Origin of the sequence: Sphingopyxis flava (genome assembly GCF_900168005.1) — a bacterium.
GTDB classification, from domain to species: domain Bacteria; phylum Pseudomonadota; class Alphaproteobacteria; order Sphingomonadales; family Sphingomonadaceae; genus Sphingopyxis; species Sphingopyxis flava.
In genome coordinates this window covers 61336-84602 of record NZ_FUYP01000004.1, presented here as the reverse complement: position 1 = coordinate 84602, position 23267 = coordinate 61336, and the positions used below count along the sequence as shown (strand labels likewise).

Genomic DNA, 23267 nt, shown 5'->3' with positions numbered 1-23267 from the left:
GGCGGTCAAGTGGGGAGAGTCGCCTTGCAACGCGAAAAGTCGCTGCTATGGGGCGTCTCATGCGAACCGCAACCGTCCAGCGCACGACCAAGGAAACGGATGTCGCGATCACCGTCAATCTCGACGGCTGCGGCGATTATTCGGTGTCCACCGGCATCGGCTTCCTCGACCACATGGTCGAGCAGCTATCGCGCCACTCCCTGATCGACATTGCGATGGCGGTGAAGGGCGACCTCCACATCGACCAGCACCACACGGTCGAAGATTCCGCGCTCGCACTCGGCGAGGCGATAGCCAAGGCGCTCGGCGACAAGCGCGGGATCGCCCGCTACGGCGAGGCTCATTCGCCGATGGACGAAACGCTGACCCGCTGTGTGCTCGACATTTCGGGGCGCCCGCACTGCGTCTGGAAGTCAGGATTTTCGCAGCCTCGCCTCGGCGAAATGGACACCGAGCTTTTCCCGCACTGGTTTGCAAGCTTTGCCCAGGCCGCTGGGATAACGCTGCACATCGAAACCCTCTATGGCGAGAACAACCATCATATCGCCGAGAGCATGTACAAGGCGCTGGCGCGCGCCTTGCGCCAGGCGGTCGAGATCGACCCGCGCAAGGGCGATGCGATCCCCTCGACCAAGGGGGTCCTCTAGGACTTTCCTATGAGCGCCATCGCCCTGATCGACTATGGCGCGGGCAATCTGCGCTCGGTGCACAATGCGCTCGTCGCAGCGGGCGCAAAGACCGTTGCTGTCACCGCCGACCCCGATGCCGTTGCAAAGGCCGAGCGGATCGTGCTGCCCGGCGTCGGTGCCTTTGCCGCGTGCATGAACGGTCTTTCTGCTATTCCCGGCCTTGTCGAGGCGCTGGAGCGCCGCGTACGCCGGGACGGCGCGCCTTTCCTCGGCATCTGCGTTGGCATGCAGTTGCTCGCCGATGCGGGCGAGGAGCATGGGCGGCGCGCGGGCCTCGGCTGGATCGGCGGCACCGTTCGCCCCTTTGCGCCCGCGCCGGGGCTTCGTATCCCGCACATGGGCTGGAACGACGTCCTCCCGACCCTCTCGCATCCGGTGATTGCACGCGGCGAGGCCTATTATCTCCATGGTTATCATTTCGACGACGCAGCGCATGTCGCGGCAACGAGCGAGCATGGCGGGCCTTTCACGGCAGCGGTCGCTCGCGACAATATCGTCGGCGTTCAGTTTCACCCCGAAAAAAGCCAGGCCTATGGCCTCGCGACGCTCGAAAGGTTCCTGAAGTGGCGACCCTGACCATCTTCCCGGCTATCGACCTCAAGGGCGGGCAGGTGGTGCGGCTCGCCGAGGGGGATATGGCGCGCACGACCGTTTATGGCGACGATCCTGCAGCGCAGGCACGCCTCTTCGCCCAGGCCGGCGCGTCGCACCTCCATGTCGTCGATCTCGACGGCGCCTTTGCAGGGACGAGCGTGAACGGCGGCGCGGTCGAGAGCATCCTTGCCGCCTTTCCCGGAAAAGTGCAGGTCGGCGGCGGCATCCGGGACCGAGCTGGGGTCGACCGCTGGCTCGCGCTGGGGGTCGAGCGGGTCATCATCGGCACTGCGGCATTGAAGGACCCCGACTTCGTCAAGGCGGCAGCGCGCGACCTGCCCGGCCGGATCATTGTCGGGGTCGACGCAAGGGACGGAATGGTTGCTACCGAGGGATGGGCGGACGTCTCCGACGTGCGTGTTGCGGATCTTGCGCGGCGCTTTGAGGATGCAGGAGTGGCAGCGCTGCTTTTTACCGATGTCGGTCGCGACGGGCTGCTCAAGGGCTGCAACGTCGAGGCGACGGTGGCGCTAGCGCAGGCGGTCGATATCCCGGTCATCGCGAGCGGCGGGGTTGCTGGGATCGCCGATATATATGCTCTGCGCGACCATGTGACTGACGGTATCGAGGGCGTGATCACCGGGCGGGCGCTTTATGATGGGAGGCTTGATCTGTCCGAAGCGATTGCCATCGCCGGATCACCCCCGGCTTGCGGGACGGCCTAGGGGAGACATGGAACGATGACGCGCTCCCCCAACGGCCGTTGCCCGGAGCCTTCGCGCGGGCAGGAGGACAGCCGATGACCGTCCGCGTTCGCGTCATTCCCTGCCTTGATGTGGCCAACGGACGCGTCGTCAAGGGCGTCAATTTCGTCGATCTGCGCGATGCCGGGGATCCTGTTGAGGCAGCGCGTGCCTATGATGCTGCGGGTGCCGACGAGCTCTGCTTCCTTGATATTTCGGCCAGCCACGAGGGACGCGGGACTCTGCTCGAGACGGTCGCACGGACCGCTGAAGTCTGCTTCATGCCGCTAACCGTAGGCGGCGGCGTGCGCAGCGCCGAGGATGCGCGGGCGCTCCTGCTCGCGGGTGCCGACAAGATCGCGGTAAACAGCGCCGCGGTCGCGCGCCCTGAACTGGTCGCCGATATTGCTGACCGCTTCGGCAGCCAGTGCGCGGTCGGGAGCATCGACGCGCGGCGGGTGGGGGAGAAACGCTGGGAAATCTTCACCCACGGCGGCCGCACGCCAACGGGGATCGATGCGCTTGATCATGCCGTGCGACTGGCCTCGCTGGGCGCAGGCGAATTGCTCGTGACGAGCATGGACCGCGACGGCACGAAGGATGGCTATGACCTTGCGCTCACGCGTACTATCGCCGATGCGGTGAGCGTCCCGGTCATCGCATCGGGCGGCGTCGGTCATCTCGATCATCTCGTCGCCGGAGTGATCGAAGGCGGCGCGAGCGCGGTGCTCGCGGCCAGCATTTTCCATTTCGGGGAGGCGACGGTCGCCGAGGCACACGCGCGGCTTGCGGCCGCCGGACTGCCGGTCCGTGCCCATTAAAGCCGGCTACAGCTAGCAAGGAAGAAGGCGGCTGTAAGAGAAGCGCATGACGACGAAACTTCGCCTCGCCGACCGCACCAACGATATTTTTCCCGTTCTGGGATTTGCCGCCGCGATGGCAAGCTTTGCCATGCCGCTCAACCCCTGGCTGGTTGCGATCATTCTAGCAGGCTCGGTCGTCGCGGCGGTTCACCACGCAGAGGTGATCGCGCACCGGGTCGGCGAACCGTTCGGGACACTTATCCTCGCGCTCGCCGTCACCGTGATCGAGGTCGGGCTGATCCTGACGCTCATGCAGGCCGAGCCGGAAAAGGCGCAGACGCTCGCGCGCGACACCGTGTTTGCAGCGGTGATGGTGATCCTCAACCTTCTGATGGGGCTTTGCCTGCTCAGCGGTGCGATCCGCCATCACGAACAGCGGTTCCAGCGTACTGGCATCGGGGCTGCGCTCGCGACGCTGACAGTACTCACCGTGGTGACGTTGGTGCTCCCCAATTTCACGTCGAGCGTGCCCGGGCCCTTCTATTCGGCGAAGCAGCTCGGTTTTGTCGCGGCGGTGTCGTTGATCCTCTATGCCACCTTCGCGCTCGTCCAGACGGTGCGCCACCGCGATTATTTCCTGCCAGACGGCGATGCCGACGGCGACGGGGAGCCCGATGCCCACGCCGCCCCGCCGAGTGGCCAGCGAACCGCACTCTCGGGCGCGCTTCTGCTTGCGAGTTTGGTTGCGGTTGTGCTTCTCGCGAAGAGCCTCTCTCCCGTCATCGGCGCGCTGCTTGCTGACTGGGGAGCGCCGCCGGCCGTCCTCGGTGTGCTCATCGCGGCGCTGATCCTGGCTCCCGAAGGGCTCGCGGCGGTACGCGCGGCAAAGGCTGATCGCTTGCAGACCAGTCTCAATCTTGCGCTTGGGTCAGCGCTCGCGACCATCGGGCTCACGATTCCGGCCGTCGCGATTCTGTCGATCGCCATCGATCTGCCGATTAGCCTCGGCCTCGACGCCAAGTCGACGGTGCTGCTCTTCCTGTCCTTGATCGTCGCGTCGCAGACGCTCGCGAATGGCCGCACCACGGTGCTCCAGGGCACGATTCACCTCATGCTTTTCGCGGTCTATCTGTTCACGACCTTCGTGCCTTGACGCTCAGGTCTTGCGCACGAACACCGTCCCGGCCGAATAGCCGGCACCGAACGAGCAGATCAGCCCTGTATCGCCAGGGGTCATATCCGCGTGATGGAGATGAAAGGCGATAATCGACCCTGCGCTCGATGTATTGCCATAGGTATCGAGCACCGTGGGGCTTTCGTCTGCACTGGCCTCGTGCCCGAGCACACGTTGTGCGATCAGACGGTTCATGTTGGTGTTCGCCTGATGCAGCCACAGGCGGCGCATGTCGGTACCCTCGAGCCCCAGCTTCTCCATTTCCTCAACGATCATTGCCGCAACCATCGGCACGACCTCCTTGAATACCTTGCGGCCTTCCTGGACAAAGAGCTTGTCCGTCTTAGGGTCCGACTGGTCGATGCCGCCATGGGTGCGATTCAGGAAACCAAAATTGTTGCGGATATTGTTCGAGAAAGCGGTCTTGAGCCGCGTCCCGAGGATATCCCAATGCCCCACTGGAGCAATGCTCTTGTCCTCGATCAGGATCGCAGTCGCGACGTCGCCGAAGATGAAATGGCTGTCGCGGTCGCGCCAGTTCAGGTGACCTGAACAGATTTCGGGGTTTACGACGAGCACGCTCTTCGCATGACCCGCGCGAATATAATCGGCCGCGGTCTGGATGCCGAAGGTCGCCGACGAGCAGGCAATGTTCATGTCGAAGCCGAATCCTTCGATGCCGAGCGCGTGCTGCATTTCGACCGCCATGGCTGGATAAGGACGCTGCATGTTCGAGGCCGCGCACAGCACCGCGTTCACATCGCTGGCGTCGCGGCCAGCCCGGGCAAGCGCATCCTTCGCCGCGGCCACGCCGATTTCGGCGAGGATCGACAGTTCCTCGTTGCTGCGCTCGGGCAGCCGCGGCGCCATGTGGTCCGGATCGAGGATGCCCGCCTTGTCGACGACATGGCGCGAGCCGATGCCGCTCGCCTTCTCGATGAATTCGACGCTCGATTCAGCGAGCGCTGCGATTTCGCCCGCCGCGATCGCGGCCGCATTCCTGCTGTTATGGAGCGCGACATAAGCGTTGAAGCTGGCGACGAGCTCTTCGTTCGAGATGGTTTCTTGAGGGGTGAAGAGTCCGGTGGAGGACAAGACCGGCTGCGGTGAGTTCGACATGAAAGCCCCTGAGTGTCGTGGTTGATGTGGATTAGGACTGGTCGCAATTCGGCGCAATGTCCCACGCTGGCTGGATGAGGTCCGTCATCATGGTTAACCTGCCACTAACCTTTGCTATGGCACATTGTCCAAGTGCAAGCCTCCCGGGGGACGGCTCCCGGGGTGCGATGCGGGGAGCATGACGATGGCGACGCGTTCAGGACCGGCCGCGGGCGACCTTTCTATTTCGGAAATCAAGGAATTTGCGGGTTTTTCCGCCTCGACCCAGCGTTATATCCGGCGTTCGCTCGACATCGGGCTCGAACGCGACGATGCAATCGCGCGCTGGTCGCGCGACATGGTCGAAGAGACCGCGATCCGCGTTCAGGCCCGAGTCTACCAGCGGCTTGGCGAAATTCGCGAACATATTCCCGAGGATAGCGGTCTCGATGCGCTCGAAGGCTTCATGGCGCCGCTCGTCGCCGTGTCGGCGTTCGACCTCGGTCAGGACCGGCTTCCCGGCTTTGCCTCTTACCGCTTTCTCTACGAGCGGCTGCTCGGCGCGCATGCGCGACCGTGGCTTCCCGGCGCTTTTTGCGCCGCAGCGTCGCTTCCGCACCTTCATCCCGACAAGCGGCGCTCACTGCTCCAGTCGATCAGCGAAGCTGCTGCGACCGCGCCCGGCTGGTCGGCGCGCGAGCCCAGTTTCTACCCCGAATGGGTCGACAAGATCGACGTGACGCGGCCGGCGAACTGAACCGTCACCGCCGGCCGGGCGCTAGACGAGCACCTTGTATAGCCCAAAGGCGCTCGTCGCCGTGAGCACGAAGCCGACGAGGAGCAGCATGAGCTTGGGCGAGAAGCGCTTTGCCATCACTGCGCCGAGGGGCGCGGCGAGGACGCCGCCAATGAGCAGGCCGAGGGTCGCGCCAGCAATGTCATCGAGGCCAAGGTGCCAGATGAAGGTCGCCGAGACCGCGAGAGTCAGGAAGAATTCGACGCTGTTCACCGTGCCCACGACCTTGCGCGGTTCGGCGCCCTGGACCAGTAGATTCGAGGTCACCACGGGCCCCCAGCCGCCGCCGCCCGCGGCGTCGAGGAAACCTCCGATCAACCCAAGCGGGGCGATCACCTTCGGCTTGCGGAATTTGGGCGGATAGAGAAGGCCGCGGACAAGAAGCCAGATGCCGACTGCAACCAGATAGGTGAGGACGAACGGCTTGACGAAATCGCCATGAAGCGAACTCAGGAGGTAGGCGCCCGATACGCCGCCGATCAGACCGGGAATCAGCAGCTTAAGGAAGAGACCCCACTCGATGTTGCGGTGAATGAGGTGGCTGATCCCCGACACGCCGGTGGTGAAAACCTCCACAACATGGATGCGCGCCGATGCCGCCGCGGGCGGCACGCCCATCACAGCGACGAGCAGAGTGTTGCAGATGACACCGAATGCCATCCCGAGAGCCCCGTCGACCAGCTGCGCTGCAAAGCCGATGAGAATGAAGGGCAGGAGCGCCGTGGGATCCAAGGCGGCCAGATCGAGCATAAGGTCATTCCAACTGTTTTGGTTGACATCTGGCTGCCGTCTTTTGGCGGGAATCGCCAGCCCAATTTTTCTGCGCGCGGCAAAGGGATTTGTTTGTGCGGGGCATGCGAATGGTTCAGACGCTCACATCGTTGGGCAGATGATCGCGGACATAATCGATAAAGGCGCGCAGTTTCGGCATTACCTGTTTGCGGCTCGGGTAATAGAGGAAGAGGCCGGAGGTCGAGGCGGCATGTTCGGTGAGAAGCACTTCGATTTCGCCTGTCTTGACGAGCGGCTGGGCGGTCGGCTCGGCGATCATGCCCATCGCGACCCCGGTGCTGACGGCTACCATCATGGCATGGAAATCGTTGACGATCACGGGTCCGGTCACCGCCACCTCGATTTCGCGATTGCCGCGCGCGAAGGTCCACGGCATCATGGCGCCGGTGCCAAGGCGGAGGCGCACGCAGCGATGGTTGCGCAGGTCCTCAGGCGTCTCGGGGCGTCCGTGGCGGGCGATATAAGCGGGCGCTGCAGCAACGACGAAGCGAAACGGCCCGGTTAGCCGCACGGCGATCACATCGGCATCGAGCGATTCGCCCATGCGGATTCCAGCATCAAAGCCTCCCGCGCTAAGGTCGGCAAAGGCGTCGTCAGCAAAAATCTCTACCTCGATTTCGGGGTAGGCTTCGCAGAAACCTGCAAGGATCGGCGCGAACAACGGCTGGACCGCACCGCGCATCAAATTGATCCGAAGCCGTCCCGCGGGCCGGTTGCCGAGGTTGCGCGCCGCTTCATAGGCATCGGCGAGCCCGGCATAGGCCGGCGCTGCGCGTTCCAGGAACATCTCGCCCGCCTGGGTCAGCCCGACGCTGCGGGTAGTGCGCATGAACAAGGGTGCGCCGACGCGGGCCTCCAGAGCCTTGACTGTCTGACTGATCGCAGACGGCGAGACGCCAAGATCAGCGGCGGCGGCGGAAAAGCTCCGCCTCTCCGCGACGCGCAGGAAAGCCTCGATCCCGTCGAGCGCCCCATGGGGAATTGTTAAATCCTGCTTCAAGGCACTTGCAGATTATAGAGGATTATCTATGTGCGCAACCGCGGCTAAAAAGGTTGCACAACGAAACGAAAGGAACCTCTCCCATGACCTATCAGCTCTCCTCTTTCCGGCGCTTCCCCTCCGCCCTCGCTATCGTCGCGGCTTCCGCGCTCGCTTTTACCGGCCTGATCGCCTCGACCTCGCCGGCCTACGCTCAGGCGAAGGGCAGCGACTATCGTTGCGCGGGTCTTGCTGATCAGGCGCGCGCCGCTGCCGATGACATGCAGGGCAGCAAGCAGTCGAGCGCGAAGCGCTTTGTTTCGACCGGCAACAAGCTGTGCGAAGCGGGCAACGAACGTGCCGCTGCCAAGCAGTATCGCGCTGCGCTGAAGATCGCCGGCGTCGCCGAAACCGAATCCGACAGCCAGATGGCCGCTCGCTGAGCCATAAGGCACCAATCTCCGGCCCGCCGCACTCTCCCTCTCCCCGGCGGGCACCACAACTGGGGCGGCTCCTCATCGGGCCGCCCCATTTGTATGAGAAAGGCCCTCGAATTCGCGCGATGCGCGGCGGATCCGTGCGCGCGGGAACAAGTCCAAGATCGCGCGCCCCCAAGATTATTCAGGTTGCGATATTTCTCGCACTTGGGGCAGATTGGCTGCGGCTTGGGGGGCGAAGAATGGCGATGAGCACGCATCACAGGATCCTGATCGTCGACGATCACCCGATCACCCAGGGCGGTCTGCGGCTGCTGTTCGCAGGGCAGGAGCGCTTTCTCGTCGTCGGCACGCTCGACCGCGGCGCCACGGTGAGTGCCTTCGTCCAGTCGCAGCCCGTTGATCTTGTGATCCTCGACCTCAATCTGCCCGACGTGCGCGGGATCAACGTGCTTGCAGAAATTATCGGTTCGCGCGACATGACCGTGATCATTCTGACGGGCGAGACCCAATATGGCGAAGTCGATTATGCATTGAAGCTCGGCGCGCGCGCGGTGGTGAGCAAGGCCGACCCGCCCCGGGAGATTCTTGCCGCGTGCGATGCAGCGCTCGCAGGTGACATCTATATCTCACCCCAGATGCGCGAGGCGCTGGGGAGGTATCGTCAGCCGCCGGTGACTTTATCATCGCGGCAGATGGCGATCCTCCACTATCTTGCGCAGGGCGAAAGCAACAAGGAAATCGCCTACCGCCTTTCGATCGCGCAGCCGACAGTTTCGTTCCACATCGCCGAACTAAGGCGTAAGCTCGAGGTGTCCCACAACCGCAAGATCGTTGACCGCGCGCACGAATTAAACCTCCTTTGAGCCGCCTTTCAGCCGGGGATGCGCGGCCATTTCGCGGCACAGCGGCTTGATGAACACCATTCCCACCAGGTCGGCAAGACGACCGCGCGTGATGCTCGTGTCGTCATAGGTGCAGGCAATGATCTGCTCCTTGGGCGCGGGAACGGTGGACAGCGCCGCCTCGAATGTGTCGCGCTGGTCAAAGTCGATCAAATGTAAGCCAGGGAGCAATTCGGCGATATCGGCCACCGAACAGGGCGAGACGGCGAGGAACGCATGGGGGAGGATAATCTGGATCTCGGTGCCCGCCGGAGTGGAGCTCAGGATGCGTATCGACCCCGACAGTGCTTCGATCAGACGCTTGGCGGACTGGAAACCGGATCCGCTGCCGTCATTGGTCTCGTCCGCGCGCAGCCGGGTGACCGCCTCGTCATTGAGGCGGGCCATGACGTCAGCGGGCATACCCTTGCCGCTGTCGGTGATGGTGACCGCGACCTGCCCGCCCTGCGCCGCGACATGGACCCGCGCGCCGCCATGATCGGTATAATGATAGCTGTTGCCGAGCAGGTTCGCGAGCGCGCGCATCAGCAATGGCCGATCCGACAGGATCATGATTTCGCCGGCTATTTCTACGTCGAGCGTCAGCTTTTTCTGCGCGAAACTGGTTTTGAACATCATCACCAGCGGCTCTGTCAGGGCCTCTGCCGGAAAGCTGCTGAGGGTAATGAAATCCATATCGCTACCCACGATGCTGGCACCCGATATGGTGGTGGACACGATCCCGCTCAAATAGGCGGCGGAGCCTTGCAGCAGGTCGGTGAGTTCGCGGTGTTTGTCGGCGTCGCCGCCGCGCTTCAGCACCTCGACCGCGCTGTTGAGCGCCAGGATCACCTGTTTGCTGTCGTGACCCGAGGCGTGGAGCATCGCATTCTGGCTGTGGACCGTTGCAAGTGCGAACGCCTTTTCCTCGGCGAGCCGGGCAGCACGCTCGCTAATGCGCACTCGTTCGGCAAGTGAGCGCGCATAGTTGGTATCGGCGGCAAGCTTGTCAGTCTGAATTTTCTTGAGATTCAGTCCGAGCGCGAGCGTCACCATGATCGCCTCGAAGAGACCGACGGGCCCCGCCAGGTGCCAGTTGATCGGCAGCCAGGTAAACAAACCCATCGAAGCGATCGCGGCATAGAGGATGAACAGCGCAAGGCTGGCCCAGCCTGCGAACAAAGGCCAAAGCTGACGCCCGAATTGCCGCATCGCGGCAAATCCGATCACGGGAAGAAAGAAAGCGACCGCGACCGTGACGATCCAGGTCGCGCTATGCAGCGCTGCGAGCAGCCATCTCGGATAGAAGGAGAGCCCCGCCTGCAGCAGCGCGATGGCCAGCGCCGCGGAGATCAGGCCTTTTAGCGCGATGTCGCGCTTGGGAAAATATTTGGCCGTGTTTACGAAGCTGCGGCAGAATTGGGCCATGGTAGCGGCGAAGCCGCATTTGATAACATCCTCAACCGCTACGCCGGTCAGCGGTTTGTCGGCGAGGAAGAATATTGTGAAATAACCCTCCGAATGGAGGGTGTTGAGCGCGAAGAAAGCCTCGGCAACTGCCAGCCATATGAATTCGCGGTAGCCTGTGATCGCGAAGAAGAGGAAGTTCAGGAGGATGAGGACGACGGTACCGACGACCACGCCCGATACCATCGCGATATTCGCACGCCGCTCCTTGAAGAAGGTGCCGTAGGTGGCGATTCTCAGCGGCATATAGGTCGAGTTTGCGGAGAGAAAGTCGATCAGGATCAGCCTTTCCTGGCCAGGTTCGAGCACCAATTCGGTGCTGAACGCCTGATAGGTCCGCAGATTGTCGCTCGCTGTGCGCGCATCAGTCCCGTCGACAAGCAGGGTTAACTCTCTTCCCGACACTTCGAACAGACGGAAATAAGCAAGCGACCCGCGTCCGGTGGTCAGGATCCAGCTTCCTTGCGCCCCGCCCGCATTGCGGACCTTCAATAGCACCGCGGTGTGGCGTCCGGGCGGTCCGAAGTGAATCGTCGGCCCAGTGACGCGCGCGAGCGGGGCTGCGAGCATCGCGTCCGCCACTGCCCGATCGATCGGCGCGCTGCGCTTTGCGTAGCGGACGAAAGGCGCAAGCGATGGCGCATCGTGGCCGGGCCGAAGATCGAGCACCGGAAGCTGCAAGGCGCCGCCGCCCAGGCGGGAACAACCGGTTGGATCGTTGCAGGCTTTGTCGGCGGATCGGAAAGCCTGGTTCGCGCCCGGCCGGTCGGCGAGCGCAGGCGTGGCCTGCGCAAAGGGAAGCGCCGCCAGCATCGCGAGCACGAACATCAGAATTCGGCTTGATCCCCCCATGACCGGTGATGTTGCTGCCTGCCCCGCGGAAGTCAAATTTCTTTTGTACTGAGGCGGTTGGCACGTTCATCCGCTAGCCACACGGGAAGGATAACCGAGCCGACCCCAAAAAAACATTGGGTAGACGCTGGCATCATTCGGCAACTAGTCGGTCCTATAATGTCGACAGCCGGAGGGCTCGTTCGGCGCGGGGGTGCAGCAGGCAGGGGGAACCTTTGGACGCGGCTTCCCGGCGCTGGTCGGGCTACCCGCCTCGGCGAGGGGATTGTTCGATGCCCGGCGATTCGATGTCTGACCAGCAGGCCGCGTGCGGCTTAGCTGCGATCGAATCGGGTTTGGCTTGTCGTGGAGCCGTCTTCGGCTTCGCTGCCGCCGGCTGGGGCACATCGATCTCGGATCGCAACACCGACGGTGCTTGCGTGGCTGCATGGATTCTCTTCTGACCTCGCGACCCGGTCGGGAGGGAACCATGCAGTCGGCCGGGGCAGCACCCACCGCCCCGGCCATTTCTACACGGGCGCAGACAGGCCTTAAAGCGCGACCGCCAGCACGCCGGCGGTTCCGGCCGCGAGCGCCACGAGCAGCGCGGCGCGGGGCGCATAGGTGCGGAGCACCCCAAAAGGCGGGGTGACCTCGACGGGATATTCCTCGATATCGGGTTCCGCGACAGTGGCAGGCGGCTCGCTCGGGCCCCGACGCAGGAAGGCGGGCGCAGACGCGAGGTCAGGCCCGCTGACCCCGCTCGCCAGCGCAAGTTTTTCGAAGGCGAGCGCCATCTTCTCTTCGAGTATCTGGCGGGTAATCGCCTTCAGCTTCGGATCTTCGGCGCAAGGCAGACTTTCAACGAGTTTTTCGACCTGAGAATCAACCGCGTGGAGCCGATCGATCGCCTCGATCGCCGCGATCCGGTCGCCGCGCTCTAAGGCGAGCTGCAAGCGCAGCAGCGATAACGCACTGGCGCGGGAAAGCTGAAGGCCGAGCGCGGCGTCGACTGGCGGTTCGCCAGGCGATCCGCGGTACAGGTCGTTGGCGGCATCGCCGCCGTCTCGCGTCGAAAGGGCGTTCATGTCTTGGCTCCCGTCCTGCAGTCGCCCCCCCAAAGTCTCGGCCTAGAGCCAATAGCGCGCCGCAAGGAGTCCTCATCGGGCCTGCCGTGCCCCGGACGCGCCGGGCTGCAGTGGCCGGCACCATGGCGGGAGCGGTTTGGCGGCGCTACAAGAGGGCGATGACGAAGAATGGCTATCGGCAAATCGGGATTGTCGGCGCTGGCCGGGTGGCGCAGGCGCTTGCGCTCGGCCTTGGCGCTCACTCGGCGGCGCCCGTTATGCTATGGGGCCGCTCACCGGACCGGCTCGAGAGCGCCGTCAAACGGGCTGGCCGGACCTTGGCGGCAGAGCTCGAAACGCTGGTCGGCGCCTGTGACCTGATCGGCATCGCGGTGTCCGACGATGCGCTCGGTTCAGTAGCGGTAGCCATGGCGGCCGCGATGCCGCGAGGGCGCGCGCCCTTCGTCTTTCATGTCAGCGGACGCAGCGGGGCGGCGCTGCTCGATCCTCTGCGCGCCGTCGGCGCACTGACCGCGGCGATCCATCCCGTAATGACCTTCACCGGCGACCCGGGCACCGAGGTGCAGCGCATGTCGGGCGCGCGGTTCGCGATTACAGGGGCGGACGCTGAGGCGAAGGCGGCCGCCCGCGATGTCGTGTGCTGTCTCGGCGGCGTCGGCGTCGATATCGCCGAAGCGCATCGTCCGCTCTATCACGCCGCGCTTTGCCACGCCGCAAACCATCTTGTCACTTTGCTCGAGGGCTCGTTCGACGCGCTCCGCGGCGCTCGTGTGGACGACCCTGCGGGCCTGCTCGCACCGCTCGTTCGAGCGGCGCTCGAAAACAGCCTCGGGCACGGCCTCTCGGCGCTTTCCGGTCCGCTGCTGCGCGGTGACGAGGAGACGATTGCGGGACATCTTGAGGCACTTGCCGGGCATCGGCCGGAGATATTGCCTCCCTATCGCGCCATGGCACTGGCCACGCTCGACGCATTGGAACGCTCGGGGGCCAGCGTTCCGCCCGCGCTCCGCGCCCGTCTGGATCAGCTCCGCGGCTGATGGCATTACTCGATTCGCGAAATCTCCATGCCGAGGCTCAGGCTGGCACCATGGCTGCTCCGGATCATCGAGTTCGGCGACCAGCCGCCGCTGTTCGTTGCGCTTCGCTTCCAGGCGCTCCAGCACGCTGTCGAATTGCTCCAGCTCGGCCTGCGCGGTGCGAGCGTCCTCGGCGGCCGACGATGCGGTTTCCTGCCTGTCGAGCTTCTTCTTGCCCTTCGAATAGGCGGTGAAGCCCGCGCCGCTCGAGGTGGGGAACACACGCCCGCTGCGCGGCCAGCGATCGCCGCCCGCAACTTGGTCCAGTTCGGCAATGGCCAGATCGTTGAGAGGAATGATGTTCGGCTCGCCATTCTTCGCGCGATCGCCGGGGAGTTGCCATTCCCGCTCGGCCCGGTCCACTTCCGCCCAATCAAGGCTGGTGACTTCCTCGCGCCGCTGTCCTGTCACGATCAGCAGTCTGACAATCGGGCCGAAGCAGCGATGGCACGTGGGCGCCTGGGCCCAGATTCGGGCAAGCTCCGCGTCGCTAAGCCAGCGTTCGCGCGGCTTGACCGCAGGGGGTGTCTCCATCCCTCCATGGGGCTGCGTTCGATGTCGCCGCGGCTGATCGCCCATTTGAACAGGCGCCGCAGGACCGCAAACACGTTCCGTTTATTGGCGATCTGGTCCGTGGGAAGCCGGTCGAACACGGCGACGACGTCGACGCGCGTGACCGTCGGCAGCGGCTTATCGCGAAGGACCGGCTTCACATGGAGCTTCAGTGACCGCTTGACGAGGGTGACCCAGCCCTTGCCTTTGCAGGCCTGCGCGATTGAAGGGCGGCGAGCGTTCGGATCGTGATCTTCCCGGTCGCCACAATGGCACTTCGGATACCATAAAAATAATCATCCAGCACTCACCATTGCGGAAGCCATCGGATAGAATATCGCATGTTCTTTGGCTTAACATGCTGGGAAAACATGGTATTTAGAGGCTAGCGATTGAGCTAAATGCGTCGGTATCGGAAGTACCAGACCTCATGCCCCTGTGCGCGCGCCTTGGCTTCATAGCGCGTCTCGGGCCAGCCGCTCGGGCGGACGAGAAAGTCCTTCGCCTCCTTTGCCAGCCATTCGAACTGGTGGCGGTGGCGCTGCATTATCATGAGCGCGTGGGCGAGGTAGACGGGGTGGTCGGTGCCAAAACGGAACTCCCCGCCGGGTTTTAGTTTCGCCGCAATCAGATCGACTGGACCGTCGTTCATCATCCGCCGCTTCGCGTGGCGCGCCTTCGGCCAGGGGTCGGGGTGGAGCAGATAGGCGAAGGAGAGGGCGCCGTCGGGGATGCGGCGCAGGACTTCCAGCGCGTCTCCATGATGGATGCGAATATTGGCGAGCGGCGGATGCGCGCCATGATCGCCGCTGACGTGGACCAGGGCCTGCGCGACGCCGTTCAGGAAAGGCTCGGCACCGATAAATCCATGATCGGGCAGCATGTCCGCGCGCGCTGCCATATGCTCGCCGCCGCCAAAACCGATCTCAAAATGCAATGGGCATGCCTGCCCGAACAAGCGCTCCGCCGACACTTCGCCTTCCTCGGGCACGGTAATCTGCGGAAGCAGATGATCGACCAGATCCTGCTGTCCCGCGCGCAGGGGCTTCCCCTTGGCGCGGCCGTAGAGACGGTTCAGTGTGGTCGGGTCGCCCGACTTGTAAGCGGTCATGGCGCGCGCCCTAGCGTCCGGGGACCGGGGCGGCAAGCGCCCCGGCAATCCGTCAGGCGAAGGCCGCCTTCAGCTTGTCGGTCAGGTCGGTGCGCTCCCACGGAAAAGCGTCGCCGTTCGCCTGGCGGCCGAAATGCCCATAAGCGGCGGTCTGCCGGTAGATCGGCTTGTTGAGGCCGAGGTGGGTGCGGATGCCCTTCGGCGTCAGGCGGACGAGTTGCGGAATCAGCTGTTCAAGCGACGCTTCGGTCACGCCCTTGGCGGCCGTACCGTGGAGGTCGACATAGACCGACAGCGGCTCGGCGACGCCGATCGCATAGGAGAGCTGGATGGTGCAACGTCGCGCGAGCCCTGCTGCAACGATATTCTTGGCAAGATAGCGCGTGATATAGGCGGCCGAGCGGTCGACCTTGGTCGGATCCTTGCCGCTGAACGCGCCGCCGCCGTGCGGGCTTGCACCCCCATAGGTGTCGACGATGATCTTGCGCCCGGTCAGTCCGGCATCACCGTCGGGCCCGCCGATCTCGAAACGCCCGGTCGGGTTGATATGATAGACGGTGTTGGCAGTCAGCAGTTCGGCGGGCAGTACCTCGGCAACCACGCTCTTCACATAGTCGCGAAGCTTCGCATATTTTGCCTCATCGCCTTCACCATTGTGCCAGTAATAGCCGGGCGCATGCTGGGTCGAGACGACGATCGCGGTGGCCTCGACCGGGCGCTCGTTGGCGTAACGAAGCGTGACCTGGCTCTTCGCATCCGGTTCGAGGAACGGCGCCTTGCCCGACTTGCGGTCCGCCGCCATGCGTTCCAGAATCTTGTGACTGTAATCGAGCGTAGCCGGCATGAGGTCGGGTGTCTCGTCCGAGGCGTAGCCGAACATAATGCCCTGGTCGCCGGCGCCTTCGTCCTTGTCGCCGCTTTCGTCGACGCCCTGCGCGATATGGGCCGACTGGCCGTGAAGATTATTCTCGAAGCGCAGCGTTTCCCAATGAAAACCATCCTGCTCGTAGCCGATTTCCTTCACCGTCTTGCGGACGGTCGCCTCGATCTCTTCCAGCGCGCCCGGTGCCCATTCGCCATTTTCGTAGACGCCTTTGCAGCGAATCTCGCCCGCTAGCACGACAAGCTGGGTGGTGGTCAGTGTCTCGCACGCGACACGCGCCTCGGGATCCTTCGACAGGAACAGGTCGACGATCGAATCCGAAATCTGGTCCGACACCTTGTCGGGGTGACCTTCGGACACGCTCTCGGACGTGAAAAGGAAGCTGTTGCGCATGGAGATGCCTTCTGTGGATCGGATATAAAGGATGCTTTATGTCGCGCTGCTGTTAGCGCCCGCGGCGCCGAAAGGCAATGGCAGCCGCGATGAGCAGCAGCGCGAGACCGACGGGCACTAAGTTCCCGTAGCGCGCAAATGGCGTCGGTGCGCCCGCGCGCGGAATCAAGCTGTCGATCCGCCCCGCCATGTGCATCGGGATCGCGTGGAGGACGCGCCCGTCCGCAGCGATTACCGCGCTGATGCCCGTCGGCGTCGCGCGCAGAACGGGCAGGCCCTCCTCGATCGCACGCAGCCGTGCCTGCGCCAGATGCTGCGGCGGACCCCAGGCGCCGAACCAGGCATCGTTCGATGGATTGAAGATGAAATCAGGACGGTGAGCGCGGTCGACCACCTGCCCCGAGAAGATGATCTCGTAGCAGATTTGCAGACCGGCCCTGCCGAAGCGCCCGAGGTCGAGCGTTCGTGCGCCCAGGCCAGGCCAGAAGTCGATATCGCCCGGTGCGAGCCGCGACAGACCGATGGCCGAAAGCACAGAACGCATCGGCAGATATTCGCCGTAGGGAACAAGATGCGCCTTGTCGTAGCGCGGGCCGAGCGTGCCGTCGGAATGGAGGGTCATGACCGCATTGCGTGCGCCGACGACGTCCCCGGTGCGGTCGAGTTCGAGCTTGAGCGCGCCGAGCAGCATCAGGTCGCCTGGGTTCATGAGGTCGGTCAGCCGGCCGCGCGCCGCAGCCGGCGGGCGGTCGTAATAGACCGACGGATAGCCGGCCTCGAGGTAATCAGGGATTGCCGCCTCGGGCCACAGGATCAGACGCGGGGTCTCATCCTTCGGAATCGTCAGCCGCGCGAGCTTGGCGAAATTGGCGTCGGCCTTGCCGCCCTCCCATTTGTCCTCCTGTCCAATATTGGGCTGGACAAGGGTGACGGGGGTCGCGCCGCGCTGCGAAGATTCGGCGACGCTCATGTTGGTGAGCAGCGCTACCAGAACCGGCACACAGAGAAACGCAATGGGGGCGAGGATCACGGTAGCAAAGTAGGTGCCGTTCTTGGGCCTGCTGCGAAAGGTTGCCGGCCACCGGAACGCCAGGCGCAGCCCCCATCCGACCCACAGCAGAGTGAGCCCCGACAGGCCGTACGTCCCGATGGTCCTCGCCGGGGAGGCCAGCGAAACCGGAACGAGAATTGCGCCCAGAGGATTCCAGGCGAAACCGGTGAAAATCCAGCTTCGCAGCCATTCGGTGAGCGTCCAGAAAGCGGCGAAGGCGAGGATGAAGGACAATGTTAGCCCTGCAACAGCCGGGATTGCATTCGGACTTGGGCGTGGGCTGCCCGCGGCGACCTTCGCGGACGCGGCGTATCGCTGCACCGCCCACGCGCTCCAGGCTGTGAGCGCGGGGTAGACGGCCAAATAAAGCGACAACAGGAGTACCGCGACCCAGCCGAGCCAGGCCGGCATCGCCGCCTGGTAAGTGAAGGCGGTCGCGATCCAATTGAGGCCGAGTGCGAAATGCCCAAGGCCGAACGCCCAACCGATTCCGAACGCGCGCCAGCCCGCGGCGCTCCGCGCGACGAGCGCCATCCAGGCCGCGAGCGCGAGCAGGGTCAGGGGCCAGAGGTTCAGCGGTGCGAAGCCGGTTGCAGAAACGAGCCCCAGAAGGAACGCCGACAGCTTGGTATAGCGATCTGCAAGCGTGGTGATGCGGAGAAAGAATGCGGTCACGCGCGATCCCTTAGACGATCGGTCTGCGTTTGTATCGCCAATTGGCGATTCCGGGCTCACATGCGGCGGTGGCTGCGCATCGCAAAACTCGACGTGATGCGCGAAACGCCGGGGAGGCGCGAAAGGACGTCGCGGTGAAAGACGCCATAATCGTCGATCCCGGCAATCTGGACGCGGAGGATATAATCGCCGTCGCCGGTCATCAGATACCATTCCTGAATTTCGGGGTGGCGGCGTAGCGCCGCCTCGAAGCGGACGAGATATTCCTCGGTCTGCCGTTCAAGCTCGATCTGCACGATCGCGACCGTGCCTTCGTCGGGCGCCGCACCCGAAACGATCGCGGTATAGCCGCGAATAATTCCCGACCTCTCAAGCAGGCGCACGCGCCGAAGGCAGGCTGAGGGCGAAAGCCCGACCTCGGCAGCGAGCGCGCTGTTGGTGATCCGCGCGTCGAGGCGAAGGCGGGTAAGGATGCGCCGGTCGGCGTCGTCAAGCGCGTGCATGCAGAAAATTCCAATATTTCGCAAATTCTGCTGAAATTACGCAGGTGTTCGGTCCCAACAATATATAGATCGGTGAAAAATGCAGCACAATATTCGCTATCTTTCTCCTGAGCGGGAGCGCGATATGCAGCAATTATCTTGCGTTGAAACCTGTTCGAGCCGCCTTGGCATCGACCTCGACGCCCTTCGCGCCAATTACCGCACGCTCGCCGATCGCGTAGCGCCCGCGCGCTGCGGTGCGGTGGTCAAAGCAAATGCCTATGGTCTCGGCGCAACGCGCGTCGGCTCGGCGCTTTATCGCGAAGGCTGCCGCGCCTTTTTCGTCGCCCAGCTCGCCGAGGCGGCACCATTGATGCGCGCGGTCGGCGCCGATGCGACGATCTTCATCCTCCATGGACTCGACCCGGCGAGCGAAGCATCTTGCGCCGCCGCGGGCGCTGTTCCGGTGCTCAATTCCTTGTCTCAGGTCTCTCGCTGGCGCGCCTACGCCCGGAAGCTGGGATATCCGCTTCCCGCCGCGCTGCACATCGACAGCGGCATGTCGCGCCTCGGCCTCGCGGCGGAGGATGCGATCGCGCTCGCCGCCGACCCGGCGCGCGTCGGTGAGCTCGACCTCCATCTTCTGATGACGCATCTCGCCTGCGCCGACGAGCCCGACTGCGCGACGAATGAAGAGCAGCTTGCCGTATTTCGCCGGGTTGCAGCGCATTTCCCGGGCCTGCCCCTGTCCATCGCCAACAGCGGCGGCGCCTTTCTCCCAGCGGCGTTTCACGGTCAACTCGCGCGCCCGGGCGTTGCGCTGTTCGGCGTCGATCCGGGCCCGCATGCGCGGGGGCTGCGCCCCGTTGTCCGGCTCGATGCTCGTGTGCTCCAGATCCGCACCATCGCGGCGGGAACGGGGGTCGGTTATGGACTCGACCATATCGCCCCTGCAACGCAGCGGCTCGCGACGATCGCGCTCGGCTACGCCGATGGCTGGCCGCGCTCTCTCGGCGTCGGCGCAGGAGCAGCCTGGCACCGCGGCATACGGCTGCCCATCGTCGGGCGCGTGTCGATGGACAGCCTCACAGTGGACATCAGCGCGCTTCCCGAAGACGAACTCGCCGAGGGCGAATTCGTGCAATTCTTGGGTCCGTCGCAATCGCTCGCCGATGTCGCGCACGATGCGGGCACCATCGCTTATGAAATACTGACGCGGCTCGGTGCGCGTCACGCGCGCATCCTTGTCGAGGACGCCGCCGCCGAGGTCGTCCTCCCGGGAGACATTTGATGAAGGTCATCGTGTTGGGCGCCGGCGTCATTGGCGTTACCTCCGCCTGGTATCTCGCCGAGGCGGGGCATGAAGTTGTGCTGGTCGACCGCCAGCCCGGCCCGGCGCTCGAAACCAGCTTCGCCAATGCGGGCGAGATTTCGCCGGGCTATGCCTCGCCCTGGGCGGCGCCGGGCATTCCGGCAAAGGCGCTGCGCTGGCTGTTCATGAAGCACGCGCCGCTGATCATCGAGCCGCGGCTCGACATGGCGATGCTGCGCTGGACGCTTGCAATGCTGCGCAACTGCACTGCTTCCCGCTACGCGCTGAACAAGAGCCGCATGGTGCGGCTCGCCGAATATAGCCGCGACGAACTTGTCGCACTGCGCGCCCAGCTCGGTCTCGACTATGACCATCGCTCGCAAGGTACCCTCCAGCTCTTCCGTACCGAAAAGCAACGCGAAGCAAGCGCGGGGGATATTGCCGTACTTCGCGACTACGGCGTCGCGTTCGAGCTGCTCGATCGCGACGGCTGCATCGGCGCCGAGCCGGGCCTCGCCGGTGCGCGCGATCGTTTCCTTGGCGGGCTACGGCTCCCGCACGACGAGACAGGCGACTGCCATGTCTTTACGAGCAAGCTCGCCGCGCTGCTGCCCGCGAAGGGCGTTGATCTGCGATACAACACGCGGATCGAGCGCCTCGAAATGGAGGGAGGAAGGGTTTCCGCGGTTCATACGGCCGCCGGCGTGCTGCGAGCAGACGCCTATCTGGTCGCGCTCGCAAGCTATTCGCCCGCGCTTTTACGGCCGCTGGGACTTCGACTCCCCATTTATCCCGTGAAGGGCTACTCGATCACGCTGCCGGTCGCCGATCCCGAACGCGCGCCGGCTTCGACGCTGCTCGACGAAAGCTACAAGGTCGCGATCACCCGGCTTGGGGACCGTATCCGCGTCGGCGGCATGGCCGAGCTTTCGGGCTTCAATCGCGCGCTTCCGCCGCGGCGCGAGGGAACGCTGCGACACTCGCTGAATGATCTGTTCCCTGGTGCTGCCGCCAACGAAGCGCCGTCCAATTTCTGGAGCGGGCTGCGCCCGATGACACCGGACAGCACGCCGATCGTCGGAAAGACACCGATTTCAAATCTGTTCCTCAACACGGGGCATGGCACTTTGGGCTGGACGATGGCATGCGGCTCGGGTCGTCTGATCGCCAGCCTCATCGGCGGCGAGACACCGCCGATCGACCCCGAAGCTTTGGGGCTCGACCGCTATTCACATTAACCCAAAGGAGATTGCCATGAGTATCGAGCGCCTTCATTCGGGCTCGCGCATGAGCCAAGCCGTGATCCATAATGGCATTGTTTACCTCGCGGGCCAGGTTGGCGCGCCGGGCGACGATGCGGCCAGTCAGACCCGCGCCGTCCTCGCGCAGGTCGACCGCCTGCTCGCCGAGGCGGGCACCGACAAGTCGCGGTTGCTGACCGCGATGATCTGGCTCGCCGACATGGCCGATTTCGGCGCGATGAACAGCGTGTGGGAAGAGTGGTTGGGGGGCGCGGGCGCGCCGACCCGCGCGACCGGCGAGGTTCGCCTCGCGACCCCTGACTATAAGGTCGAGGTCATCGTTACCGCAGCCCTGCCCTGAGCAGGTACAGCGCGCGGCGGGTGGTTACAGCATATATTTCATGCGAATCGCCTGCCGCGACTCGCCGTCGAGGGCAAAGCTTGCCGCTCTGAAGCTCGGCGGGCCGACAGTGATCGCGGGATTGCGGGAAAAGCCGAAACCCTCCTTTGGCAGGAACAGTGCCTTGTCCATCCGGTGGTTACCATTCTCGTCGTGGACGACGGCAATCGCATAGGTGCCATTGGCGGGCGCCTCGATGACGAAATCGGAAGCGGCCCCGGCCTTCACCGCCATTCGTACCGCGCCTTTGTCATCACTGCAGTCGGGAAAAGCCTTGGGGTTTGTGGTCAGGCAGACGAGCAACTGCCCTTTCGTGCTGCGCAGCCCGGTCACGCTCACTTCAACGCTCGGCGGGGCTGTGCTTGCGCCGATCAGGAGCGGACAAAGAGCCAAGCCCGATATCCGTGCCGCAAGCCTTGTCCCAGAAGCGAAAATAGAGCCCATAATTTCCCCGATAGACCGCGTGATGAGCCTCATGATGCGTTGCGGTTATCAGCCAGCGCCCCGCGCGTCCATGCACCAGTGCGCGGGGCGCGATTTCCCACCCCATATGATTGGCAACGCCCATCAGCGTCATGATGGCGAGGATGAGGCCAAGCACGGCGACATGGATCGGGATGACGAAGACCAGCGCCGGTATGACGATAGCGCCCGTCAGTGCTTCCAGGGGATGAAAGCTCATCGCAGCCCAGGCCGTCGGGGGACGGCTTGCGTGATGCACCGCATGCGCCCGGCGGAACAGCCAGGGGCGGTGCATCGCCCGGTGCGTCCAATAGAACCAGCTGTCATGGATTAAGAGGTAGGCAAACAGGCTCACCGGCAAATACCAGAGGGCAAAGGCGTCCGCATCAGTGTAGATGCGCGTCCAGTCCCGTGCTTGCCAGCCCCAGGCGACAACACCTGCGGGGATGCCATAAATGGCGGCGCTCGCAAGGCTCCAGCCGATTTCGCGCCGTATCTGCGCCTCCCTCCCGCGATAGAGGCCGGGGTGCCGAAGACGCGTTGCCAGGGCAAAGGCGCCGCTCGAGAGCAGATAGCGACCCCCGACGATCAGCGTCATCGCAACCGCCGAGAGCGCGATAGCGGCTGCCGCGCTCATTGGGGCGGGCTCGCCGTGCCGACGCCGAGCGCGCGCTGCATATAGACGGTGTCGAGCCAGCGCCCGTGCTTCCATCCCATCCCAGTGAGACGCCCTGCGTGCGCAAAGCCGCAGGCAGCGTGGAGCGCGACCGAGGCGGGCTCGCCGCCACCTATCACCGCGACCATAGTGCGGAAGCCCGCCTCGGCGGCCGCTGTCAGCAGCGTGTCGAGAAGCATGCGGCCGACTCCGCAGCCCTGCTGCGACGGCGCGACATAGATACTGTCCTCGCACGCCCAGGCATAGGCGGCGCGGGGGCGAAACTGGCTGGCATAGGCATAGCCCGCGACACCGCCGTCTGGCGCACGCGCCGCGAGAAAGGGCCAGCCTTTCGCCTGATGTTCCGAAATCAGCGCGGCGGTTGCGACGACACTGCGAGGCTCAACGTCGTAGGTCGCGGTGCCGCGCGCGACGTGATGCGCATAGATGGACGCGATGGCCCGGGCATCAGCGGGCGTGGCGGGTTCGATGCGGAAGGCAGGACTGGACACGGACGGATTTTGCCGCAAGCCGCATCGAAAGTCATCTGCGCCGAATAGCGCGGCATTGGCCTTCCCCCCGCTCGCATGCTCGGCTAG

General features: G+C 64.2%; 26 protein-coding genes. 14 read left to right on the top strand and 12 right to left on the bottom strand.

The window, feature by feature from the left end; genetic code table 11:
* Positions 1-59 precede the first annotated feature (59 nt).
* The 5 genes from hisB to B5X69_RS04450 all read left to right on the top strand — a co-directional run bounded on the left by hisB (position 60) and on the right by B5X69_RS04450 (position 3982).
* Positions 60-647: an imidazoleglycerol-phosphate dehydratase HisB gene (gene hisB, locus B5X69_RS04470; RefSeq protein ID WP_079637504.1), complete on the top strand. Its 588-nt coding sequence runs from the start codon at positions 60-62 to the stop codon at positions 645-647.
* Between the two features lie 9 nt (positions 648-656).
* Entirely contained in the window at positions 657-1265 is a 609-nt protein-coding gene (gene hisH, locus B5X69_RS04465) for an imidazole glycerol phosphate synthase subunit HisH (protein ID WP_079637503.1), read from the top strand.
* Positions 1253-2008, top strand: coding sequence for a 1-(5-phosphoribosyl)-5-[(5-phosphoribosylamino)methylideneamino]imidazole-4-carboxamide isomerase (gene hisA, locus B5X69_RS04460; RefSeq protein ID WP_079637502.1), 756 nt, complete (start codon positions 1253-1255; stop codon positions 2006-2008). The genes hisH and hisA overlap by 13 nt, the downstream gene beginning before the upstream one ends.
* Before the next feature lie 74 nt (positions 2009-2082).
* Positions 2083-2847 carry an imidazole glycerol phosphate synthase subunit HisF gene (gene hisF, locus B5X69_RS04455; protein ID WP_079637501.1) on the top strand — a complete coding sequence of 255 codons (765 nt, stop codon included), beginning with the start codon at positions 2083-2085 and terminating at the stop codon, positions 2845-2847.
* Between the two features lie 46 nt (positions 2848-2893).
* Positions 2894-3982: a calcium:cation antiporter gene (locus tag B5X69_RS04450; protein ID WP_079637500.1), complete on the top strand. Its 1089-nt coding sequence runs from the start codon at positions 2894-2896 to the stop codon at positions 3980-3982.
* 3 nt (positions 3983-3985) lie between these two features.
* On the opposite strand, the gene B5X69_RS04445 is transcribed toward B5X69_RS04450, so the two are convergent.
* Positions 3986-5122: a beta-ketoacyl-ACP synthase III gene (locus B5X69_RS04445; RefSeq protein WP_079637499.1), complete on the bottom strand. Its 1137-nt coding sequence runs from the start codon at positions 5120-5122 to the stop codon at positions 3986-3988.
* 184 nt (positions 5123-5306) lie between these two features.
* Between B5X69_RS04445 and B5X69_RS04440 the strand changes: the two genes are divergently transcribed.
* The gene (locus B5X69_RS04440) at positions 5307-5858 is read left to right on the top strand and encodes a hypothetical protein (protein ID WP_079637498.1); all 552 of its coding nucleotides are present in this window, start codon (positions 5307-5309) and stop codon (positions 5856-5858) included.
* A 21-nt stretch (positions 5859-5879) separates the two neighbouring features.
* Here B5X69_RS04440 and B5X69_RS04435 read toward each other — a convergent pair whose 3' ends face one another.
* Positions 5880-6647: a sulfite exporter TauE/SafE family protein gene (locus tag B5X69_RS04435; protein WP_079637497.1), complete on the bottom strand. Its 768-nt coding sequence runs from the start codon at positions 6645-6647 to the stop codon at positions 5880-5882.
* A gap of 115 nt (positions 6648-6762) precedes the next feature.
* Entirely contained in the window at positions 6763-7689 is a 927-nt protein-coding gene (locus B5X69_RS04430; RefSeq protein WP_079637496.1) for a LysR family transcriptional regulator, read from the bottom strand.
* An 83-nt stretch (positions 7690-7772) separates the two neighbouring features.
* On the opposite strand from B5X69_RS04430, the gene B5X69_RS04425 reads away from it, so the two are divergent.
* Positions 7773-8111 carry a hypothetical protein gene (locus B5X69_RS04425; RefSeq protein WP_079637495.1) on the top strand — a complete coding sequence of 113 codons (339 nt, stop codon included), beginning with the start codon at positions 7773-7775 and terminating at the stop codon, positions 8109-8111.
* Between the two features lie 242 nt (positions 8112-8353).
* Complete coding sequence (locus tag B5X69_RS04420) at positions 8354-8971, top strand: response regulator (RefSeq protein WP_176141512.1); 618 nt, start codon at positions 8354-8356, stop codon at positions 8969-8971.
* Here the strand turns inward: B5X69_RS04420 and B5X69_RS04415 are convergent.
* Complete coding sequence (locus B5X69_RS04415; RefSeq protein WP_176141511.1) at positions 8957-11284, bottom strand: sensor histidine kinase; 2328 nt, start codon at positions 11282-11284, stop codon at positions 8957-8959. The genes B5X69_RS04420 and B5X69_RS04415 overlap by 15 nt on opposite strands.
* A 296-nt stretch (positions 11285-11580) precedes the next feature.
* Here B5X69_RS04415 and B5X69_RS21675 point away from each other — a divergent pair, with 296 nt between their 5' ends.
* Positions 11581-11751, top strand: a complete 171-nt coding sequence (locus tag B5X69_RS21675) for a hypothetical protein (RefSeq protein ID WP_217699096.1) — start codon at positions 11581-11583, stop codon at positions 11749-11751.
* 87 nt (positions 11752-11838) lie between these two features.
* Here the strand turns inward: B5X69_RS21675 and B5X69_RS04410 are convergent, their stop codons facing one another.
* Positions 11839-12375: a hypothetical protein gene (locus B5X69_RS04410; protein ID WP_079637492.1), complete on the bottom strand. Its 537-nt coding sequence runs from the start codon at positions 12373-12375 to the stop codon at positions 11839-11841.
* 122 nt (positions 12376-12497) lie between these two features.
* On the opposite strand from B5X69_RS04410, the gene B5X69_RS04405 reads away from it, so the two are divergent.
* Both B5X69_RS04405 and B5X69_RS21335 read left to right on the top strand, forming a co-directional pair.
* Entirely contained in the window at positions 12498-13412 is a 915-nt protein-coding gene (locus B5X69_RS04405) for a Rossmann-like and DUF2520 domain-containing protein (RefSeq protein ID WP_425441494.1), read from the top strand.
* A gap of 27 nt (positions 13413-13439) precedes the next feature.
* Complete coding sequence (locus B5X69_RS21335; protein ID WP_176141510.1) at positions 13440-14255, top strand: hypothetical protein; 816 nt, start codon at positions 13440-13442, stop codon at positions 14253-14255.
* Positions 14256-14400: 145 nt separating this feature from the next.
* Here B5X69_RS21335 and trmB read toward each other — a convergent pair whose 3' ends face one another.
* Genes trmB through B5X69_RS04380 form a run of 4 tightly spaced genes read right to left on the bottom strand, consistent with a single transcriptional unit; the run spans position 14401 to position 18619 of the window.
* A complete protein-coding gene (gene trmB, locus B5X69_RS04395; RefSeq protein ID WP_079637489.1) occupies positions 14401-15114 on the bottom strand; it encodes a tRNA (guanine(46)-N(7))-methyltransferase TrmB in 714 nt (237 codons plus the stop codon).
* 52 nt (positions 15115-15166) lie between these two features.
* The gene (gene metK / locus B5X69_RS04390) at positions 15167-16390 is read right to left on the bottom strand and encodes a methionine adenosyltransferase (protein WP_079637488.1); all 1224 of its coding nucleotides are present in this window, start codon (positions 16388-16390) and stop codon (positions 15167-15169) included.
* 52 nt (positions 16391-16442) lie between these two features.
* Positions 16443-18116, bottom strand: a complete 1674-nt coding sequence (lnt, locus tag B5X69_RS04385; RefSeq protein ID WP_079637606.1) for an apolipoprotein N-acyltransferase — start codon at positions 18114-18116, stop codon at positions 16443-16445.
* 56 nt (positions 18117-18172) lie between these two features.
* Positions 18173-18619 (bottom strand): Lrp/AsnC family transcriptional regulator, encoded by a 447-nt coding sequence (locus B5X69_RS04380; RefSeq protein WP_079637487.1) that lies wholly within the window; start codon positions 18617-18619, stop codon positions 18173-18175.
* Positions 18620-18743: 124 nt separating this feature from the next.
* Here B5X69_RS04380 and alr point away from each other — a divergent pair, with 124 nt between their 5' ends.
* From alr to B5X69_RS04365, 3 genes are read left to right on the top strand one after another with little or no spacing between them, the layout of a single operon-like run.
* Positions 18744-19889 (top strand): alanine racemase, encoded by a 1146-nt coding sequence (alr, locus tag B5X69_RS04375; protein ID WP_079637605.1) that lies wholly within the window; start codon positions 18744-18746, stop codon positions 19887-19889.
* Positions 19889-21148, top strand: a complete 1260-nt coding sequence (locus B5X69_RS04370; RefSeq protein WP_079637486.1) for a D-amino acid dehydrogenase — start codon at positions 19889-19891, stop codon at positions 21146-21148. The genes alr and B5X69_RS04370 overlap by 1 nt, the downstream gene beginning before the upstream one ends.
* A gap of 16 nt (positions 21149-21164) precedes the next feature.
* Positions 21165-21512: a RidA family protein gene (locus B5X69_RS04365; protein WP_079637485.1), complete on the top strand. Its 348-nt coding sequence runs from the start codon at positions 21165-21167 to the stop codon at positions 21510-21512.
* Positions 21513-21536: 24 nt separating this feature from the next.
* Here the strand turns inward: B5X69_RS04365 and B5X69_RS04360 are convergent, their stop codons facing one another.
* From B5X69_RS04360 to B5X69_RS04350, 3 genes are read right to left on the bottom strand one after another with little or no spacing between them, the layout of a single operon-like run.
* Entirely contained in the window at positions 21537-21884 is a 348-nt protein-coding gene (locus tag B5X69_RS04360) for a DUF2141 domain-containing protein (protein WP_245798586.1), read from the bottom strand.
* A gap of 7 nt (positions 21885-21891) precedes the next feature.
* Positions 21892-22650 (bottom strand): sterol desaturase family protein, encoded by a 759-nt coding sequence (locus B5X69_RS04355; protein WP_079637483.1) that lies wholly within the window; start codon positions 22648-22650, stop codon positions 21892-21894.
* Positions 22647-23180 (bottom strand): GNAT family N-acetyltransferase, encoded by a 534-nt coding sequence (locus B5X69_RS04350; protein ID WP_079637482.1) that lies wholly within the window; start codon positions 23178-23180, stop codon positions 22647-22649. The genes B5X69_RS04355 and B5X69_RS04350 overlap by 4 nt, the downstream gene beginning before the upstream one ends.
* Positions 23181-23267: the final 87 nt, after the last annotated feature.

Excerpts from the sequence above, each read along its gene's own strand:
- B5X69_RS04410 (WP_079637492.1), bottom strand. The coding sequence starts at position 12,375 with ATGAACGCCCTTTCGACGCGAGACGGCGGCGATGCCGCCAACGACCTG.
- B5X69_RS04450 (WP_079637500.1), top strand. The coding sequence starts at position 2,894 with ATGACGACGAAACTTCGCCTCGCCGACCGCACCAACGATATTTTTCCC.
- B5X69_RS04440 (WP_079637498.1), top strand. The coding sequence starts at position 5,307 with ATGGCGACGCGTTCAGGACCGGCCGCGGGCGACCTTTCTATTTCGGAA.
- B5X69_RS04370 (WP_079637486.1), top strand. The coding sequence starts at position 19,889 with ATGAAGGTCATCGTGTTGGGCGCCGGCGTCATTGGCGTTACCTCCGCC.
- hisH (WP_079637503.1), top strand. The coding sequence starts at position 657 with ATGAGCGCCATCGCCCTGATCGACTATGGCGCGGGCAATCTGCGCTCG.
- B5X69_RS04365 (WP_079637485.1), top strand. The coding sequence starts at position 21,165 with ATGAGTATCGAGCGCCTTCATTCGGGCTCGCGCATGAGCCAAGCCGTG.
- alr (WP_079637605.1), top strand. The coding sequence starts at position 18,744 with ATGCAGCAATTATCTTGCGTTGAAACCTGTTCGAGCCGCCTTGGCATC.
- B5X69_RS04415 (WP_176141511.1), bottom strand. The coding sequence starts at position 11,284 with ATGTTCGTGCTCGCGATGCTGGCGGCGCTTCCCTTTGCGCAGGCCACG.
- B5X69_RS04405 (WP_425441494.1), top strand. The coding sequence starts at position 12,498 with ATGGCGGGAGCGGTTTGGCGGCGCTACAAGAGGGCGATGACGAAGAAT.
- B5X69_RS04380 (WP_079637487.1), bottom strand. The coding sequence starts at position 18,619 with ATGCACGCGCTTGACGACGCCGACCGGCGCATCCTTACCCGCCTTCGC.
- B5X69_RS21675 (WP_217699096.1), top strand. The coding sequence starts at position 11,581 with ATGCCCGGCGATTCGATGTCTGACCAGCAGGCCGCGTGCGGCTTAGCT.
- hisF (WP_079637501.1), top strand. The coding sequence starts at position 2,083 with ATGACCGTCCGCGTTCGCGTCATTCCCTGCCTTGATGTGGCCAACGGA.
- trmB (WP_079637489.1), bottom strand. The coding sequence starts at position 15,114 with ATGACCGCTTACAAGTCGGGCGACCCGACCACACTGAACCGTCTCTAC.
- B5X69_RS04355 (WP_079637483.1), bottom strand. The coding sequence starts at position 22,650 with ATGAGCGCGGCAGCCGCTATCGCGCTCTCGGCGGTTGCGATGACGCTG.
- B5X69_RS04445 (WP_079637499.1), bottom strand. The coding sequence starts at position 5,122 with ATGTCGAACTCACCGCAGCCGGTCTTGTCCTCCACCGGACTCTTCACC.
- B5X69_RS04420 (WP_176141512.1), top strand. The coding sequence starts at position 8,354 with ATGAGCACGCATCACAGGATCCTGATCGTCGACGATCACCCGATCACC.
- B5X69_RS04435 (WP_079637497.1), bottom strand. The coding sequence starts at position 6,647 with ATGCTCGATCTGGCCGCCTTGGATCCCACGGCGCTCCTGCCCTTCATT.
- B5X69_RS21335 (WP_176141510.1), top strand. The coding sequence starts at position 13,440 with ATGCCGAGGCTCAGGCTGGCACCATGGCTGCTCCGGATCATCGAGTTC.
- B5X69_RS04425 (WP_079637495.1), top strand. The coding sequence starts at position 7,773 with ATGACCTATCAGCTCTCCTCTTTCCGGCGCTTCCCCTCCGCCCTCGCT.
- metK (WP_079637488.1), bottom strand. The coding sequence starts at position 16,390 with ATGCGCAACAGCTTCCTTTTCACGTCCGAGAGCGTGTCCGAAGGTCAC.
- hisB (WP_079637504.1), top strand. The coding sequence starts at position 60 with ATGCGAACCGCAACCGTCCAGCGCACGACCAAGGAAACGGATGTCGCG.